The organism is Streptomyces sp. NPDC107528 (assembly GCF_055639295.1).
In genome coordinates this window covers 14,361-29,395 of sequence record NZ_JBVKAV010000010.1, presented here as the reverse complement: position 1 = coordinate 29,395, position 15,035 = coordinate 14,361, and the positions used below count along the sequence as shown (strand labels likewise).

The 15,035-nt window shown below is 69.1% G+C and carries 19 protein-coding genes and 5 pseudogenes; 14 read left to right on the top strand and 10 right to left on the bottom strand.

Annotation, left to right across the window (positions count from 1 at the left end):
- Positions 1-308 precede the first annotated feature (308 nt).
- The 4 genes from ACZ7L5_RS29560 (at position 309) to ACZ7L5_RS29545 (ending at position 2,765) form a co-directional block, all read left to right on the top strand.
- Entirely contained in the window at positions 309-710 is a 402-nt protein-coding gene (locus tag ACZ7L5_RS29560) for a VOC family protein (protein ID WP_471520270.1), read from the top strand.
- Positions 711-805: 95 nt separating this feature from the next.
- Positions 806-1,462 carry a CatB-related O-acetyltransferase gene (locus tag ACZ7L5_RS29555; RefSeq protein WP_471520268.1) on the top strand — a complete coding sequence of 219 codons (657 nt, stop codon included), beginning with the start codon at positions 806-808 and terminating at the stop codon, positions 1,460-1,462.
- Positions 1,459-2,352, top strand: coding sequence for a Vgb family protein (locus tag ACZ7L5_RS29550; protein ID WP_471520266.1), 894 nt, complete (start codon positions 1,459-1,461; stop codon positions 2,350-2,352). Before ACZ7L5_RS29555 ends, ACZ7L5_RS29550 begins: the two co-directional genes overlap by 4 nt.
- A 65-nt stretch (positions 2,353-2,417) precedes the next feature.
- Positions 2,418-2,765 (top strand): YciI family protein, encoded by a 348-nt coding sequence (locus ACZ7L5_RS29545; RefSeq protein WP_471520264.1) that lies wholly within the window; start codon positions 2,418-2,420, stop codon positions 2,763-2,765.
- A gap of 509 nt (positions 2,766-3,274) precedes the next feature.
- On the opposite strand, the gene ACZ7L5_RS29540 is transcribed toward ACZ7L5_RS29545, so the two are convergent.
- Together ACZ7L5_RS29540 and ACZ7L5_RS29535 are read right to left on the bottom strand one after the other, a co-directional pair.
- The gene (locus ACZ7L5_RS29540) at positions 3,275-3,484 is read right to left on the bottom strand and encodes a restriction endonuclease (protein ID WP_471520876.1); all 210 of its coding nucleotides are present in this window, start codon (positions 3,482-3,484) and stop codon (positions 3,275-3,277) included.
- A gap of 79 nt (positions 3,485-3,563) precedes the next feature.
- Positions 3,564-3,719: pseudogene (locus ACZ7L5_RS29535) on the bottom strand (alpha/beta hydrolase); the annotation flags it as partial.
- A gap of 216 nt (positions 3,720-3,935) precedes the next feature.
- Between ACZ7L5_RS29535 and ACZ7L5_RS29530 the strand changes: the two are divergent.
- The 5 genes and pseudogenes from ACZ7L5_RS29530 (at position 3,936) to ACZ7L5_RS29510 (ending at position 6,497) form a co-directional block, all read left to right on the top strand.
- Positions 3,936-4,520 (top strand): dihydrofolate reductase family protein, encoded by a 585-nt coding sequence (locus tag ACZ7L5_RS29530; protein WP_471520262.1) that lies wholly within the window; start codon positions 3,936-3,938, stop codon positions 4,518-4,520.
- On the top strand, positions 4,517-4,930 hold the full coding sequence (locus tag ACZ7L5_RS29525) for a VOC family protein (protein ID WP_471520260.1): 414 nt from the start codon (positions 4,517-4,519) through the stop codon (positions 4,928-4,930). Before ACZ7L5_RS29530 ends, ACZ7L5_RS29525 begins: the two co-directional genes overlap by 4 nt.
- Positions 4,931-5,400: 470 nt before the next feature.
- Positions 5,401-5,592 (top strand): JmjC domain-containing protein, encoded by a 192-nt coding sequence (locus ACZ7L5_RS29520; protein WP_471520258.1) that lies wholly within the window; start codon positions 5,401-5,403, stop codon positions 5,590-5,592.
- A gap of 117 nt (positions 5,593-5,709) precedes the next feature.
- A pseudogene (locus ACZ7L5_RS29515) lies at positions 5,710-5,880 on the top strand (hypothetical protein); the annotation flags it as partial.
- A gap of 174 nt (positions 5,881-6,054) precedes the next feature.
- Positions 6,055-6,497 (top strand): annotated as a pseudogene (locus ACZ7L5_RS29510) (ATP-binding protein).
- Positions 6,498-6,551: 54 nt separating this feature from the next.
- Here ACZ7L5_RS29510 and ACZ7L5_RS29505 read toward each other — a convergent pair.
- From ACZ7L5_RS29505 to ACZ7L5_RS29495, 3 genes and pseudogenes are all read right to left on the bottom strand, one after another.
- Entirely contained in the window at positions 6,552-6,899 is a 348-nt protein-coding gene (locus ACZ7L5_RS29505; RefSeq protein WP_471520256.1) for an ANTAR domain-containing protein, read from the bottom strand.
- Positions 6,900-7,634: 735 nt separating this feature from the next.
- Positions 7,635-7,898 (bottom strand): annotated as a pseudogene (locus ACZ7L5_RS29500) (hypothetical protein); the annotation flags it as partial.
- A gap of 74 nt (positions 7,899-7,972) precedes the next feature.
- The gene (locus ACZ7L5_RS29495) at positions 7,973-8,602 is read right to left on the bottom strand and encodes a winged helix-turn-helix transcriptional regulator (RefSeq protein WP_471520254.1); all 630 of its coding nucleotides are present in this window, start codon (positions 8,600-8,602) and stop codon (positions 7,973-7,975) included.
- Between the two features lie 81 nt (positions 8,603-8,683).
- On the opposite strand from ACZ7L5_RS29495, the gene ACZ7L5_RS29490 reads away from it, so the two are divergent.
- The 4 genes from ACZ7L5_RS29490 to ACZ7L5_RS29475 all read left to right on the top strand — a co-directional run bounded on the left by ACZ7L5_RS29490 (position 8,684) and on the right by ACZ7L5_RS29475 (position 12,172).
- On the top strand, positions 8,684-9,436 hold the full coding sequence (locus ACZ7L5_RS29490; protein ID WP_471520252.1) for an MBL fold metallo-hydrolase: 753 nt from the start codon (positions 8,684-8,686) through the stop codon (positions 9,434-9,436).
- Positions 9,437-9,459: 23 nt separating this feature from the next.
- The gene (locus tag ACZ7L5_RS29485) at positions 9,460-10,104 is read left to right on the top strand and encodes an NAD(P)-dependent oxidoreductase (RefSeq protein WP_471520250.1); all 645 of its coding nucleotides are present in this window, start codon (positions 9,460-9,462) and stop codon (positions 10,102-10,104) included.
- A 3-nt stretch (positions 10,105-10,107) separates the two neighbouring features.
- Positions 10,108-11,373, top strand: coding sequence for a multidrug effflux MFS transporter (locus ACZ7L5_RS29480; RefSeq protein WP_471520248.1), 1,266 nt, complete (start codon positions 10,108-10,110; stop codon positions 11,371-11,373).
- A 163-nt stretch (positions 11,374-11,536) separates the two neighbouring features.
- The gene (locus tag ACZ7L5_RS29475) at positions 11,537-12,172 is read left to right on the top strand and encodes an HAD family hydrolase (RefSeq protein WP_471520246.1); all 636 of its coding nucleotides are present in this window, start codon (positions 11,537-11,539) and stop codon (positions 12,170-12,172) included.
- Between the two features lie 39 nt (positions 12,173-12,211).
- Here the strand turns inward: ACZ7L5_RS29475 and ACZ7L5_RS29470 are convergent, their stop codons facing one another.
- The gene (locus tag ACZ7L5_RS29470; RefSeq protein ID WP_471520244.1) at positions 12,212-12,754 is read right to left on the bottom strand and encodes a DUF2637 domain-containing protein; all 543 of its coding nucleotides are present in this window, start codon (positions 12,752-12,754) and stop codon (positions 12,212-12,214) included.
- Positions 12,755-13,118: 364 nt separating this feature from the next.
- Between ACZ7L5_RS29470 and ACZ7L5_RS29465 the strand changes: the two genes are divergently transcribed.
- Complete coding sequence (locus ACZ7L5_RS29465; RefSeq protein WP_471520242.1) at positions 13,119-13,466, top strand: hypothetical protein; 348 nt, start codon at positions 13,119-13,121, stop codon at positions 13,464-13,466.
- 108 nt (positions 13,467-13,574) lie between these two features.
- On the opposite strand, the pseudogene ACZ7L5_RS29460 reads toward ACZ7L5_RS29465, so the two are convergent.
- The 4 genes and pseudogenes from ACZ7L5_RS29460 to ACZ7L5_RS29445 form a co-directional block, all read right to left on the bottom strand.
- Positions 13,575-13,691, bottom strand: a pseudogene (locus ACZ7L5_RS29460) (DUF5999 family protein); the annotation flags it as partial.
- Positions 13,692-13,868: 177 nt separating this feature from the next.
- Entirely contained in the window at positions 13,869-14,183 is a 315-nt protein-coding gene (locus tag ACZ7L5_RS29455; RefSeq protein ID WP_471520874.1) for a WhiB family transcriptional regulator, read from the bottom strand.
- 91 nt (positions 14,184-14,274) lie between these two features.
- Complete coding sequence (locus ACZ7L5_RS29450) at positions 14,275-14,445, bottom strand: ATP-binding protein (RefSeq protein ID WP_471520240.1); 171 nt, start codon at positions 14,443-14,445, stop codon at positions 14,275-14,277.
- Positions 14,438-14,764: a hypothetical protein gene (locus tag ACZ7L5_RS29445; RefSeq protein ID WP_471520238.1), complete on the bottom strand. Its 327-nt coding sequence runs from the start codon at positions 14,762-14,764 to the stop codon at positions 14,438-14,440. Before ACZ7L5_RS29445 ends, ACZ7L5_RS29450 begins: the two co-directional genes overlap by 8 nt.
- Between the last annotated feature and the right edge of the window lie 271 nt (positions 14,765-15,035).

Genomic DNA, 15,035 nt, shown 5'->3' with positions numbered 1-15,035 from the left:
AAGGGGGTCGGTATAAATTTACGTCCGTCGCAAATTTCCTGCGGAGCGAAGAACGGATGTGCCCATGCTCGAGTCCCGCCCCGTCGCACTTCGGGTCGCGCCCGTCACGTTCGGCCCGGTTCTGGCCGAACGCGACAACCGCGCCCCAGCTCTGCCCCGCGCAAATCGGCGTCCCTCCCGCGCGCTCCCGGCACCCGACCGGCGAGTTCCCCCGAAGGCCCGCAATCTGCCGCGCCGCTCCGGCTACTGACCTGAGCTCACCCGGCACCCCCCGATCCGCCTCCCGGAAACCACTGAGGAGAAGCACCTTGCAGATCACCGCGTCCACCGTCTCGCTCACCGTCGACGATGTCGCCGCGTCCCAGCGGTTCTTCACCACCCGCCTCGGCTACGTCGAGCAGGCCGCCGCCGATGGGTTCGCCTCCCTGTCGCGCGACGACGCCGCGATGGACATCGTCCTGCTCGCCCGCGGCACCGAGGTGCTGCCGGCCGACCAGCGCGGCCAGCACGCCTCCGGCCTGATCCTCGCCTTCACCACCACCGGCATCGAGCACGAGGAGAAGCGGCTGCGCACCGAGGGCGTCGAGATCACCATGCCGCTGCGCGAGGAGCCCTGGGGCGAACGCCTCTTCCAGGTCACCGACCCCAACGGGGTGATCGTCCAGTTCGTCGAATGGGCCACCACCCCGCCCGGCCCCGAGAACGCCTGACCGCCCACCGCGTCAGGCCGAATCCGGGCCATGCCCCGTCAACGCCCGGCCCGGACCGTGTGCGACATCCCGCAACCCGGCAAAGGACCTCGACCTTGTCACCTGATCCGACCACCGTTCACCCGCTGCCCGCCCACGACCGCGTGGTGTTCCTCAAACCGCTGGTCACCTCACCGAACATCGCCGTGGGCGAGTACACCTACTACGACGATCCGAACGGCGCCACGGACTTCGAGCACCGCAACGTCCTCTACGCCTACGGGCCGGAGCGTCTCATCATCGGCAAGTACTGTGCGATCGCCTCGGGAACCACATTTCTGATGGCCGGTGCCGAGCATCCGACGATGGGGGTGTCCACGTACCCGTTCACCATGTTCGGCGGCCGGTGGGCCGAACAGACCCTGGACATCGTCACCGCCATGCCCAGCCGCGGCGACACGGTCATCGGCAACGACGTCTGGTTCGGCTACAAGACGACCGTCATGCCCGGCGTGCGGATCGGCGACGGCTCCATCATCGCGGCCGGTGCCGTGGTCACCGCCGACGTTCCGCCCTACACGATCGTCGGCGGCAACCCGGCCAGACCGATCCGACAGCGCTTCACCGACGCCGACACCGAGCGGCTGCTGCGCGCCGCGTGGTGGGACTGGCCCGCCGACCTGGTCACCGAACACGCCCGCACCATCATGGCGGGAGCCCCGGCCGACATCGAACACATCGCCACCGAGCACGGTTTGGGGAAGCCCCTTTGACCCGGATATCCATCGAAGAGCACGCGGTGGCCGACAGCGAGGCCGGACCCTACGCCCTCACCACGGGAACGGACGGCGCGCTGTGGTTCACCCTCGTCCACAGCGGCCGGATCGGCCGCCTCGTCCCCGGTGAGGAGCCGACGAGCCACCGGCTCGACCCCACCTGCGGGCCGACCCTCATCACATCCGGACCCGACGGTGCGCTGTGGTTCACCGAGTACCGGGCCGACCGGATCGGGCGGATCACCACTGACGGCGTCATCGACGAATTCGACGTGCCCACACCCGGCTGCGGACCATTCGGCATCGCGACGGGACCCGACGGCGCCCTGTGGTTCACCGAGACAGCCGCCGACCGCATCGGCCGCATCACCGCCGACGGCCACATGACCGAGTTCTCGCTGCCGGTCACAGGCGCCTTCCCCTCCGCGATCACCGCCGGTGACGACGGGATGTGGTTCACGCTCAACCAGGCCGGCGCCATCGGCCGGATCGACATGACCGGTGCGGTCACCATCCATCCCCTGCCGACAAAGGCGGCAGCACCGGTGGGGATCGCCTCAGGCAACGACGGGACCGTGTGGTTCGTCGAGATCGCCGCCGGTCAGATCGGACGGATCACTCCCGACGGACAGATCACCGAGTTCCCGCTGCCCGACCGCACCGCCCGACCGCACGCCATCACCGTCGATGAACAGGGCACCCCATGGTTCACCGAGTGGGGAGGCAACCGCGTCGGCACGATCGCCCCCGACGGCTCCGTCACCGTCCACGACCTGCCCACTCCCCATTCCGAACCGCATGGAATCACCGTCGGTCCCGACGGCGCCCTGTGGATCGCACTGGAGACCGGCGCACTCGCCCGCATCGCCGCGACCAGCGGCCCCTGACCAGGCTGCCCCCCCTTACATCCCATCAGCAGCGGTTGCCTGTACGGCGGCCGGAGAGGAACCTCATGAAATACGCACTCGTGATCTTCGAGACGGACGAGTCACGCCGCCGGATCCAGGCCGACCGGGCCGCATATCGCAAGGAATACGAAGGCTGGATCGGCAGCCTCGCCGCCGCCGGGAAACTGGTCGGCGGCGAGGCCCTGGAGACCGAGCACATCACTCCGGCGACGGTGCGCACACAGGCCGACGGGACATCAGCGGTGACCGACGGGCCCGCCCACGCCGGCGAGGAGACCCTCGGCGGCTGGTTCATCATCGAGGTGGCCGACCGCGAGGAAGCCCTCGAACTGGCCAAGAGCCTCCCCACCCCGGAGACCATCGAGATCCGCCCGATCCTCGAATCGGCCTGAACAACACTGGAGACCGGCCCGATGACATAGCGCCCGGCCGCGGGAACGCCGCTGGTGTGCCGCCCGGCTTCGCCTGATCATGCTGCCCGGCCGCAGCCGGCCCTGATCCAGCCCCCACGCCATCACCGACCGAGACTCCCACCCGTCGCCTCAACCGGATCCTGACCGCCTTGGGCGATAACATCACGACTCCCGAACCCTCAGTCCCTCACCCAACCTCACCGTCCGACGCCGGACTCTGCGCAGCCGGCTGGCCCAAGCCGCCGTAACCCGCTCAGCCTTGCCGTAGACAGAGCCCCTCTTCAACAGCCTGGCACCTGATCGGACATTCTGACGTCAGCGCACTCAGGCGTAGTCCGCGCATCGGGACTCGTGAAAATAGGGGGAACCCGGCAAAATTGCCCGGTTCCCTCTAGACGTAAGGCCCGTAGCATCAGCTGCCGTCCGCAGGCCGTGCTTTAGCTCAAGGGTGACGAGCGGTGCGGGGGTGGTATCGCTCGCAGTAGTTTTCACAATGGGCGTGAGCCGGTCGCCCATGTGGCGAGTGTCTGGCGGTCGAAGACGTGGAGCCGTTGCTGCTTGGCGAAGGCGATGGCCGGGCCGCTGACCCGCCCGTTCGTGATGATCACCGCTATGTATGCGCCCTGTACCTGGACCGTGACCCACTTGCTACTAAAGGACTGTCCTGTGAATGACCTTCGAGGCCTACAGCGGGCTATCCCATGACCGCTCGGGCCGCGTCGAGAAAGGCCAGTCTGTTGTCCTCCAGATAGTCGCGCACGCTCTCGCCGTCGGGCAAGCCTTCCCCGGGGCGCCGGTGTGCCCGCCCATGTTGGCATTCAACGTCTTCTCCTTTGAGCCGAATGCGTCGAACAGGTCAAGGGCCGCTTGTCGGTCCTTGCCTTCGTCGTCCCATTGCAGCAGGTCGTGCAGCGGAATGGTTACCTGGCGAGCGCGGCCACCTCGTCGAACGCTCCGCGTGCCACACGGCCTGACCGACCGCAATTGATCCACGGGGCCTGACTCCTGCCCCCTCAGCCCGGCAACAGGCCGGCGCGTCGGGCCGATGAGTTTGCCGGTTGCCCAAAGTCTTCCTTGTGACAAGCCCGCCCCGTCGGCGCATCAGGAAACGCCGGATCCCGGTGTCATGGACGAGAGATGGAGACCAGGATGAACAATCCGATTCGGCTGTACATGTCGATGTCGCTCGATGGCTATATCGCCGGCCCGGACGATCGGCCAGGTCAGGAGCTCGGACGCAATGGTGGACGGCTCTTCAACTGGCTCGACGACCGGGAGTCCGACGGCCCGAGCGGCCAGGTCTACCGCGAGGCGCTGGCGACCGGCGCGGTGATCTCCGGCCGTCGGACCTTCGAACTCGCCGGGCGCTGGCAGGGCGATCACCACGACGGCGTGCCGATCTTCGTACTCACCCACCATGTGGATGACAGGGACGTGCCACCCGGCCACGCGCGTTTCGTCACAGAAGTCGAGGACTGCGCCCGTCAGGCTCGCGCAGCCGCAGGGGACCGGCCGGTCATGGTCCATGGGGCGGGGGCGGCCCAAGCACTTCTCCGAGCGGGGCAGATGGACGAGATGGAGATCCACCTGGTTCCGGTCCTCCTGGGGGACGGTCGACGGCTGTTCGACCACCTGGGTAGCGATCACATCGAACTCGACCTCGTCCGACGGCTCGAGGATCGAGACGTCACGCATCTTCGCTACCGGGTGCATCGACCCGAGGAGGCCGCGTGAAGACGCTCTTCGTCTCCTACCGCGTTACCGACCTGAACCGCTCGCTTGATTTCTACACCGCCTTGGGCTACGCCGAATTGGGCAGGGTCGAGGGCGGCGACGGGGCTCGCCTCGTGATCCTCAAGTTCCCCGATGAACCGGCGGCCTCACTCGAACTGGTCCACCGCCCCAGCGAAAGACCGGTCGACGTGGGCAGCGGTTTCGACCACCTCGCGATCCAAGTGGAGAGGCTCGCCACCACCCTCGAGACGCTGACCGAAGTCGGCCTGAGGCCAGAACCCCTCCAGTACCCGGGCGGTCCTCACGGCCCGAAGACGTCGTGGCTCACGGACCCGGATGGTTACCGGATCGAGTTGGTGGAGTGGCCGTCAGGACATGCCGACGGCATCACCGCAGCAGACTTCGCCTGAGGCGGCCACGATCTGCGGAGTGACGAACCTCCCCCTCGGCGCGACCGCGGCGCAACGAAGGCGAGACCTCACCTTGTGGACCTCTCCGCTCGGAATCTTCCTTGGGTTCTTGGCCTGCGGAGCGGCCGGGACAGCGTTGCGGATGTCCTGCAGCGCTGCGCGACGCTTCGCGCCCGATAGGCCGTGCTGCCGACGAGCGGCGTTCTTACGTGCGTGGGATGCCATGACTGGTCCTCGTACGCGAGCCCATGACTCCACGCGGACGGCAGCTAGCCACAACTCATCTGCTGCGATGACGCGGCGCGTCTGGGGCCTACCCGTCTCCTGGTCACGGGCCGGGGGCTCTCAGCCAGGCACCGTCGCGGCAGCTTCATGCGGCGCCATCAGTCTCACCGAGTCACTGCGACATCGAGGACCCGGGCGAGGCGCCCACCGAGCCGGTCGCCGACCTGGTCCTGTGGCCGGGCGACGTGCTGTACGTGCCGCGCGGCGTGTGGCACGCGGTCTCCGCCGACCAGGGCACCCGCTCCCTGCATGTCACTTGCGGCTTGCAGACCCACACGGCGACCGAGCTGATGGCGTGGGTGTCCGAGCAGCTGCTCACGCACGAGGACTGGAGGCGCGACCTGCCGCTGGTCGCCGCGCCGGACGTGCAGGGCTGACGCCGTGGACGGGATGTGCAAGCGGCTCGCTGAACTGCTGGACGACCCGACGCTGATTGCCCGCTACCGGGCGGCGATCGATGGACAGGCCGTCGGCAGGATGGTGCCGAGCCTGCCGTGCATCGATGGTGTTCCGCCGACCCCGGCCTGCGGGTGCGGCTGACGACCGCCCGCGCGGTGCTGGAGGGCGGCGAGGACGCGGTGACGCTGTCCGCAGCCGGGAGCACGTTCGAGTTCGCCCCGGCCGCTGAGGCGGTGGTGCGCCGCCCGCTGGTCGACGGCCGCACCGTGGACCTGGCCACGCTCGCCGACGCGGCCGGCCTGGCTGTGGAGGACGTCGCCGGGCTGTCCAGGAGCTCGTTGCCGGGCAGGCCGCGACGGTGGGGAGCCTGCTGTGACAGCACAGCTCGCTCTGTGCGGGGGCGGGTAGACGCGGCGTGGGAACGGGTGGCGGCGGTATTGATGAGCCAACCGGGGGCGCCGGGCCAGGACTGCGGGTCTGGCCCGGGGCCTTTTTTCTTGCAGAGCACGGTTGCTCTGGAGGGAAACGGCACGACCATTGCTCAGGCCCGTCATCTGGCCGTCGACTTCCCTGCGGCGCATCCAGAGCGAACACGGGGTGGCGGTCTCGCAGCGGTGTATGGAACTCACCCAGCTGGTGGTCAGTGAGCTGGTCACCCACGCCCGTAAGTACGCGCCCGGTCCAGTGCTGATGGATCTGCGGATCGACGGCGTCGTTGTGGAAGTCGTGGTGTGGGATTCCGACCCGGTGCTGCCGCTGGCGCGGGCCGCGGATGCCGACCGGGCGGCCAGCACGGTCTGGAGATCGTGATGGCCGTTGCAGAGGGTTTGGTGCCCAGCGAGAGCCGGTCGACAAGCGCGTCACGGCTCGCATCGCCCTCTGAGGAGCCTAGCGCTGCCCGTGCTGGACACCGGGCGGGGTAGGGCGGTTCGGCCTGTCAGGGGTCTGGCCGCCCGCTGGCGGTGTGTCGGGCGAGGGCCGCGTGCAGTTCGCCGGCCAGCACGTCGGGCAGTGCGGCGCCTTGGGCGTGCTTGAGGATTTCTTCGGCGACCTGGTGGAGCTTGGTGTTGGTGTGCTGGGAGATTTCTCGGAGCACGGTGAAGCCGTCGTAGGGGGTTATCTGGCCCAGTGTGGTCAGTACGCCGATAGCTTGGTCGACGATGGCGTGGGCGGGGATGGCCTGGCGCAGCTGGTGGTTTTCCGTGCGCAACCGTTCGACCTCGGCCTGGAGACATTCGGCTGCCGCGGTGGCGGGAGTCGGCTTGGGATCCGCAGAGGGAGCCATGCGCTCATCCAAAGGTGCACGGGTCGAAGTCATACGTTTCGCCTGCCCGGCTTCCTCTTCAGCATCCCCCCGGCTGCTGCCGACCACAACGCGTGAGTCCTCCAGGCCTCGGTCTGGAGGACTCACACGGGGGCTGCCTTCCGAACCCCGGCCCCGTGCGAGTAGCCAGACCGGAACCAGCTCAAGCAACGTGACGCCCGAAAAGGAGCGGGTGTGAGGGCTCGGGGCCAGGCGCTGGCAGAGGGGCCCTCAGGAGGACTCGCGAGTCCGCGGGGTGGCGGATGTTCAGGGCGCGATGACCAGCTCAACGAATCCTGCGCTGTTCAGGTAACGCATGCAGGCGATGGTGTGTAGAGGGGCACCGGGCGGGAACCCAGGCGAGTGGTGGTGCAGGGGCGAGCAACGGGGCGGCACAGCGTCGATGACTGTGCCGCCCCGTCGTCTGCTGTGCCCGCAGCTTGCCTGCCCACCGCAGTCCCCCCGAACATGACCCTTACTGATGCGCGGCCGGGCAGACGACCGGCTATGAACAGTTGCCCCGCGGCTCGCCTGCTGGAAACACGCCCCGTGTCTGCGCCGCGGTAGAGGACGGTGGCGGGTCGGGGTCGGCGAGGCTGGCGTGCGTCGCGTAGATGGTCGCCGCTCCCGCCCGTGCCACAGAGCCAACTGGATCGGGTTCGTGGTGGAGCGCACATCCGGGTGCCGCATATCTGCATCTATCGATCTGGCGGATCCTCAGTGTTGTTGGCATCCCCCGCAGCCGTCGGCCTGGCAGTCAGCGGTGGATTCCGGTTCGGTGGGGGCGGCCGGTCCTGCGGACTGAGCGAGCGCGGGCGCCGCGTGGTCGCCGGAGACGGTGCTGCATCCGGCGGTGTGGGGGCGGAGGGGGATGCCGTTGGAGCGCAGTACCTCGCGGACGTTCAGGATGAGGGGGAAGACTTCGTGATTGCGGTCCTCGCCCTGCTCCTCCCACGCTTGCTGCTCGGCTTCGACGGCCAGCGGCCCGGCGAGCATCTCCAGGACCAGGTCATGCGCGACCAGGTGGTCGGCCAGGGCGGTGAGCTCCCGGTCGATCAGCGGGGCAGGATGCGCAGTACTGCCTCGCGTTCGCCGCTGAGTTGCAGGCCTTGCTGTACTGCGGCGCTCAGATCGAGGTCGCCGAGCAGGGTCGCGGCCAACAGGTGCGGCGGTCCGGTCAGGGACGCGGTGGGGTGGTCGACCCGGCCGGCGTGTGTGTGCACCGAGCCGTCCTTGACTTCGATGACCAGGTCCTCGCTGCCGTCGGCGTGCAGTTGCAGGGCGATTGCCGGCTGGTCGGGGCGGTGGTCGGTCAGTGCCCGGGCGGGCACGTCCAGCCAGTGGGTGCGGAAGGTGTCGTTGCCGCCCGGCTCACGCAACAGCGGCACGCCCCACCGGCTCAGCTCCTGCAGCACCGGCTCCAGCGCGCGGCCACGCTCGGTGAGGGAGAACAGGGTTGTGGCCACCGGCGGTGGGGCGGCCTCTCGGTGGATCAGGCCGGCTTCCTCGAGTTCGCGGAGCCGGTCGACCAGCAGGTTGCTGGCGATCCCGGGCAGTCCGTTGCGCAGGTCGGTGTGCCGGCACGGGCCCAGGGCGAGCAGTTCACGGACGATCAGCAGGGTCCATCGGTCGCCGATGGTGTCCAGTGCTTTCGCGATGCCGCAGTACTGCCCGTAGGTGCGCATGCCATCACCCTACATCGCGGCGTTGAGATTCAAAACTCCCTTGTTGACTTTCTCAACAACGCCGGTCTAGCGTCGCTGCCCATGACCCCCACCCTTTCGGTGCGTCGGCTGGCCTGGGCCGGCGTCGAGATCCGTCTCGGCGGCACCCGCCTGCTGATCGACCCGCTCGAGAACGTCGCTGCGCTGGCGCCGGTGATGGGGCCGCCGCACCGGCCGGTCGACCCGGTCGATACCCCGCCCGGCACCCACGCCCTCATCACCCATCTGCACCCCGACCACTACGACCACGACCTGATCGCCCGGATCGCGGCCACCGGCACGATCGGCTGTCACACCCCGAGCGCGGCGGCGCTGCACGAGGTGGGCATCACCCCCGTTGCCCAGGACCTGGGCGAGTCACGCCGCATCGGAAAGCTGACCGTCACCCCGGTGACCTCGCTGGACTGGCGCGGCAACGACTGCGACCAGGTCGCCTGGGTCGTCGAAGGCGCGGGCCGGCGGATCATCCACTGCGGCGACACCCAGTGGCACGGCAGCTGGTGGCAGATCGCCCGCGACCACGGTCCGTTCGACGTCGCGTTCGTCCCGGTCAACGGCGTCATCGCCCACTTCGAGGGCTACGCGGCCAACGTCCCGGCGACCATGACCCCCGAGCAGGGCGTCGAGGCCGCCGTCGCACTCGGCGCCGGCACCGTCTGCGCCATGCACTACGGCCTGTTCCACAATCCGCCGTTCTACACCGAACAACCCGACATCGAGCAGCGGTTCCAGCACGCCGCCGCCGAGCGCGGCATCACCGCGGCCATCGTCGCCGACGGCCAGCCCGTCCTCTGACCATCAGAACCAAGGAGCAACACATGAAGATCGTCCTGTTCGGTGCCAGCGGCAACATCGGCCGGCCTACCACCGAGGAACTACTGCGTCGCGGTCACACCGTCACCGCGGTCACCCGAGCCGGCCACCTCGACGGCCTCGAGCACAAGGCCCTGACCGTGACCACCGGTGACGTCACCGACGCCGCCGCGGTCGCCGGCCTCGCCGCCTCCCACGACGCCGTACTGTCGGCCGTCGGCCCCCGGATCGGCCAGGAGAACGACCGCGCCACGATCGTCGGCGCCGCCCGTGCGCTGATCGACGGACTCCGCCGAGCCGGCGCCACCCGCCTGGTCACCATCGGCGGCGCCGGGAGCCTGCGCACGCCGACCGGCGCCCGCGTCATGGACGACCCGGACTTCCCCGCGCTGTGGAAGGCCAACGCCGAGGCGCAGGCCGAGGCGCTCGACCTCTACCGGGGAACCACCGGCCTGGACTGGACCTATGTGTCCCCCGCCGCGCACATCGGCCTCGGCGAGCGGCGCGGCGCCTACCGAACCGGCGGCGACACACTGCTCACCGACGACGCCGGCGCCAGCGAGATCTCGTACGCCGACTACGCGATCGCCCTGGCCGACACGATCGAGAGCGGCACCGCGATCCGCCGCCGCATCACCGTGGCGTACTGAGCCATGAGCAACGACGCCGCCGGCCGGCAAACCCGATTCATCGTCCTGCTCGCAGCGCTCGTGGCCCTGGGACCACTGTCCATCGACGGCTACCTGCCCGGACTGCCGGACCTCGCCGGCGACCTGCGCGCCAGCGCCGCGGCCACCCAGCTCACCATCACCGCCTGCCTGGCCGGGCTGGCCATCGGGCAGCTGATCGCCGGGCCGCTGAGCGACACCTACGGCCGGCGGCGTCCGTTGCTGGCGGGCCTCGCCCTCTACACGATCGCCAGCGCGCTCTGCGCGGTGGCACCCGACGTCCGGACACTCATCGGCCTGCGCCTGGTCCAGGGCATCGGCGGGGCGTTCGGCATCGTCATCGCCAACGCCATGGTCCGCGACCGCACCTCCGGAACCCGCACCGCACGCCTCTTCTCCGCACTGACCTTGATCACCGGCCTGGCGCCGGTGTTCGCGCCGGTCCTCGGCGGCCAGCTACTGCGCGTCACGGCCTGGCCGGGGATCTTCGTGGGCCTGGCCGTACTCGGCGCCGTGATGCTGGCGGCCTCCGCCGTAGGACTGCCGGAGACCCGGTCCTCCGCGTCACGCCAGCCGCTGCTGGCCGTCGTCGGGCAGCTGCTCAGCGACCGGGTCTTCACCGGGTACGTCCTGGCCAACGGCCTGGTCTTCGCGGCGATGTTCGCCTACATCTCCGGCTCGCCGTTCGTCCTGCAGGAAATCCACGGCCTGTCACCGCAGCAGTACAGCGCCGTGTTCGCCGTCAACGCCGCCGGACTCATTGCGGCCGCCCAGATCAGCGGTCGGCTGGTGGCCCGGGCAGGCGCCCGCGTGCTGCTGCTCGCCGGTCTGCTGGGCGCGACAGCCGGTGGCACCACGGTCCTGGGCGCGGTGCTGACACGGGCACCCCTGCCCGTGCTCCTGATCGGCCTGTTCGTCCTGGTCTCCAGCGTGGGCCTGGTCATGCCGAACGCCGCGGCCCAGGCCCTGGCCGACCACGGTGGACACGCCGGGTCGGCCGCCGCTCTGCTCGGCTTCAGCCAGTTCATGATCGGCGGGGCACTTGCTCCGCTGGCCGGCGCGGGTGGCGCCACCGACGCCTTGCCGATGGGAATCATCGTCGCCGTGCTGCCGGCGCTCGCTCTGCTCACACTCTGCGTCCTCACCCGGTCGATGCCCGGCGAGCGCACTCGCAGGCAGGCTCGCCAAGGACCTGCCGGGCACCGGCGACCGCGCCGGCACATCGAACGCAGAAGAGCCGGCATCCAGTGAATCGGGCCAGCGTTTGGTGAACAGGGTGATTCGCGTTCAGCGTGACAGACGTACGACGACGGTCGCAGCGACGCGTGGAACGCGTTCCCGCCCGGCTGGGGCACCTGCTCGCATCCCTGCACCTGCCCGCCTTCGTGGAGGGCCGCTATGAGGGGGAGTTCGAGTGACATCGACCTGCGTCATTCTCGATATCGGTGGCGTGCTGGAGATCACGCCGGAAACCGGGTGCGTGCAGCGATGGGAAGAGCGGCTGGAGTTGCCGCTCGGCACCGTGCATGAGCGGATGCGCGACGTGTGGCAAGCCGGGAGCGTCGGGAGCATCAGTGAACGAGAGGTTCACGAGCAGGTGGCAGCACGCTTGGGGTTCGACGCGCCCCAGGTTGAAGCATTCGTGGCCGATCTCTGGGCGGAATACCTGGGAAAGCCGAACGAGGAACTCATCGCTTATGCGCAAGGGCTGCGAGGGAGTTGCAGGCTGGGCATCCTGAGCAACAGCTTCGTCGGCGCCCGGGAGCGGGAGACGTCGCTGTACCACTTCGACGAACTGGTCGAGCAGATCGTCTACTCGCACGAGGTCGACATCGAGAAGCCGGACCCACGTGCCTTCGAGACCGTATGCGCCAGCCTGGAGGTGCGGCCGGAGAGCTGTCTGTTCATCGACGATGTCGCAGTAAACGTCGAGGCTGCCCAGGCGGCGGGCATGCAGGCGCATCTGTTCGAGGACAACGCCCGGACGATCACGCGCATCGCAGCTCATCCTCGGACGCCTCAGAGAGCTCGCCCTTGTACTTGCGCTTGAGCCACTGCTCGTAAGCGATGAGCTGCTGGTCGCGGCGGGTCATCTCCGGGTAGGAGGTGACGCCCCCAGCCGCATCCGGCGGAAGATCCGGGCCGTCGCGACCGGGGCGAGGACCCACCGCAGCCACGGGATCGAGTCCCGTTCGTCCTGGTCAGGTCGGACGACGCGGTCGATCGAGGTGCGGCCCAGCTCCACCACCATGATGAAGAGGACCGGCACGACGCCGTGGGCGCCGGCGGCGACGTAGTCCAGCAGCTTCCAGGCCCCTTCCGGGGCTCCGGAGGCCGCGTTGAGGACGACGGTGGCGGCCGTCAGCAGCCACACCGGGTAGCGAATCCAACTGATGGGACGCTTGAGCCAGGCCATCAGAAGGTCCACCGCGATCATCACCATGATGCCGACGTCGACACCGACCGCGAACAGCTGGCCCTTGCCCAGCGAGCCGAAAGGCCGGTCGCCCGTGGTGCGGGCGGCGGGTCCGGGGGAGTGCTGGGGGGCGGGCTCGAAACTGTCCGCGGCTCCCGCCAGGCGGTAGCGGAAGGGACTGTCCAGCTCCCCGTCACCGACCGACCCGGCCGCCAAGGTGCAGCGGTCGGTACGAGCGGATCAGGCAGCTGTCAGGCCATTCGAGGGGCACGGCGGTACCAGCCAGGGCCCCCGCCTTGTGTATCGCGGCCGCCGCGTTGGTCTTCCCGCTGCCGGACGTGCCCCCGATGAGCGCGTGGGCCTCCGTGAGCCGGAAGGCCAGCGCCCCGTCGTGGGGCGGTGCCGGGTAACGATCCGGCCGTCGGGGAGCAGGTCGCCGGTGTCATCGACTCTGGAGACCGCCCACGGCGAGATCCGCCGCCTCCGCACCCTGGCCTAGGACCTCTTACGGGTCACGAGCGGAGGTTCGATCTCGGGGCCTGCTGGCGCCAGCGGAGCTCCCGCCTGCGACGATGCGCCCATGAGCTATGACCTCGCTGTTTGGGACGGTGACCGTCCCCTCGACAATCACCATGCAGGCTCGACCTACGACGAGCTCTACGAGCGTTACCTGGAATCGGACGATGTCATCGTGCCTCCGGAGCCGCGCATCACGGCCTACGTGCAAGCACTCGTGGCGCGATACCCCGACGACGAGCGCAGTGTCGTATGGGCGTCGCCACCGGTCCTCGACGAGGCATCGGGCCCGATCGTGTACCTGCTCATGTCCTATGGCAAAGCTGAGGAAGTGTCCGAGTACGCCGCTGCGCTGGCTCGTGAGCACGGACTCATCTGCTTCGATCCGCAGGGAGAATGCCTCCGGTCCTGACGAAGACATGTCCGTCTCGTAGTGTCCCTGGTCAGCAGCCTCTTCCGCGTCCGAGATCGACATAACATCGAAGACTATGGCGCCGTTACACAGCAGGCTCCAGCCCTACTCCGGGTGGCTGGCCACGGCGTGGGCGGCTTCGCGGTCCGGGCTGTCGGCGGTCGGGCACTTCGGCGTGTGCGTACACAGCGAGTCCGGCAGCCGAGTGGAGCCGGTAGTGGTCATCGCGGTGTCGATCTGGGTGCTGCGCTGCATGAGCTCTCCTGGCGAGGGGAAGCGAGCCCGAGACTTTCCCGGGCCGCAGACGTGCGAAAGGCCGGCCCTCCGGTACAGCGGGCGGCTGGCCTGGTGGAACAGTGTGGTGCGGGCGGGGAGTTGGCTGTCGCTCCCGTACGGCGGGCGTCAGGCGGAGGCGGCCGCGGCGCGCTTGCGGGCCTCGCGGCGCTTGAGGGAACGGCGTTCCTTCTCAGACATCCCGCCCCATACGCCCGCGGCCTCCCCCCGCTCCAGCGCGCCCTCGAGGCAGCTCTCGATCAGCGGGCAGCGGCGGCAGACGGCCTTGGCCTCCTCGATCTGGAGCAGCGCCGGGCCGGTGTCGCCGATCGGGAAGAACAGCTCAGGGTCCTCATCGACGCAGGCGGCGCGGGGTCGCTCGATCGCGTCAGTGGAGACGGGCGCGTAGGCGTGGCTGCGTACGAGGGCGACGGACACTCGCATCTTCATTTGGGCCTCCCAAAAAGATCCGTGTACGAGCCAGCCCCGGGGGCGGTATCCCCGGGGCTGACTCGTGTGTTGGCGGCGGGCTGAGCTAGTTGGCGTCGATGTGGCAGCAAATCTGCTTGCCGACCGGAGAGGACACGACGTCCCAGCCGGGCGCCAGCATGTCCAGCAGGCCCAGGCCGCGCCCGGACTCCGCGTTGTCGCTGTCCATCGCCACCGCGCTGCGTCGCGGCAGCAGATCGGCGGCGGGGTCATGCACGTTCACCTGGACGCTGCGCCTGGACGTACACCTCTACGACCAGCGGCACGTGATCACCACAGGCCCGCACGGCGTTGCCGAGCAGCTCGGAGACGAGCCACTCAGCGGTGTCTGCGGTCGCCTGGCCGGCCCCGTACGCCTTCAGCACGGACACGGTCAGACCGCGCACCGTGCTGAAGGCGAACTCGGAGGCCGTGATGTGGGCGACGAAGCCACGGTCGCGGTGCTGGACGTAAAGGCCGGGGACGCAGGCCGGAAGAGCCGGCCGCTGCGAACGGCGCTGGTCGTCCATGCGGGCCCGGCGCAACATGTCGTCCATGTCCGGGCTGCTGTCTGCCCGTGCACCAGGAGGCGCGGGAGATGTCAATGATGGGACTCAAGGGATTTCCTCTCACGGATTGACCTGCTGAACGGCCCTGGGGCGCAATCCCGGGGCCGCTCGTTTCGGCTGGTCGTACGAGCAGCCACGGCCCCGGGGGAACCGAGGGGGGGGGGGGGGTTGGGGTCGAAGGTGTTTTTGTGGAAGGGTTTCGCGCCCGGGGGGGTTTGGGCGGAGCATTGTCCGCCGAACCCCCGGACCCCCCCCTGGG